1 protein-coding gene is annotated in these 1,183 nt (G+C 62.6%); it reads right to left on the minus strand.

Annotated elements, in window-relative coordinates; all coding sequences use genetic code 11:
* Window positions 1–7: 7 nt before the first annotated feature.
* Window positions 8–1,183 (minus strand): elongation factor Tu, encoded by a 1,176-nt coding sequence (gene tuf / locus HV823_RS26310; protein ID WP_097143564.1) that lies wholly within the window; start codon window positions 1,181–1,183, stop codon window positions 8–10.

Below are 1,183 nucleotides of genomic sequence, written 5' to 3' on the forward strand. Positions count from 1 at the left end.
TCGTCGATTACTCGACGATCGAGGCGACGATGCCGGCGCCGACGGTGCGGCCGCCTTCGCGGATCGCGAAGCGCAGCTTTTCTTCCATCGCGATCGGAACGATCAGCTCGACGTCAACCGTGACGTTGTCGCCCGGCATCACCATTTCCGTGCCTTCCGGAAGCGTCACGATGCCCGTAACGTCGGTGGTGCGGAAGTAGAACTGCGGACGGTAGTTGGTGAAGAACGGCGTATGACGGCCGCCTTCTTCCTTCGTCAGGATGTAGGCTTCGGCCTTGAACTTCTTGTGCGGCTTGACCGAACCCGGCTTGCACAGGATCTGGCCACGCTCAACGCCGTTGCGGTCGACACCGCGCAGCAGCGCACCGATGTTGTCGCCGGCCTGGCCCTGGTCGAGCAGCTTGCGGAACATTTCAACGCCCGTGCAGGTCGTCTTCGTCGTCGGACGGATGCCGACGATCTCGATTTCCTCACCGACCTTGACGATGCCGCGCTCGACGCGACCCGTGACAACCGTGCCGCGGCCCGAGATCGAGAACACGTCCTCGATCGGCATCAGGAACGGCTGATCGATCGGACGCTCAGGCGTCGGGATGTAGGCGTCAACCGCTGCCATCAGTTCGCGGATCGCGTCTTCGCCGATCTTCTTGTCCGAGTCTTCGAGGGCGGCCAGAGCCGAGCCCTTGATGATCGGAATGTCGTCGCCCGGGAAGTCGTAGGACGACAGCAGTTCGCGAACTTCGAGTTCGACGAGCTCGAGAAGCTCGGCATCGTCGACCTGGTCGACCTTGTTCAGGAACACCACGATCGCCGGAACGCCGACCTGGCGGGCGAGCAGGATGTGCTCGCGGGTCTGCGGCATCGGGCCGTCAGCGGCCGAGCAGACCAGGATCGCGCCGTCCATCTGGGCAGCACCGGTGATCATGTTCTTGACGTAGTCGGCGTGGCCGGGGCAGTCGACGTGGGCGTAGTGACGGTTCGGCGTCTCGTATTCGACGTGCGCCGTCGAAATCGTGATGCCGCGCGCCTTTTCTTCCGGAGCAGCGTCGATCTGGTCGTACGCCTTGAACTCGCCGAAGTACTTCGTGATCGCCGCCGTCAGCGACGTCTTGCCATGGTCAACGTGGCCGATCGTGCCAATGTTTACGTGAGGCTTGTTGCGCTCAAACTTACCTTTTGCCAT

Source organism: Mycoplana rhizolycopersici, from assembly GCF_013378445.1.
Taxonomy (GTDB): Bacteria; Pseudomonadota; Alphaproteobacteria; order Rhizobiales; family Rhizobiaceae; genus Mycoplana; species Mycoplana rhizolycopersici.

Bases quoted from the DNA above. Each gene is read 5' to 3' on its own strand.
- tuf (WP_097143564.1), bottom strand. From the start codon at position 1,183: ATGGCAAAAGGTAAGTTTGAGCGCAACAAGCCTCACGTAAACATTGGC.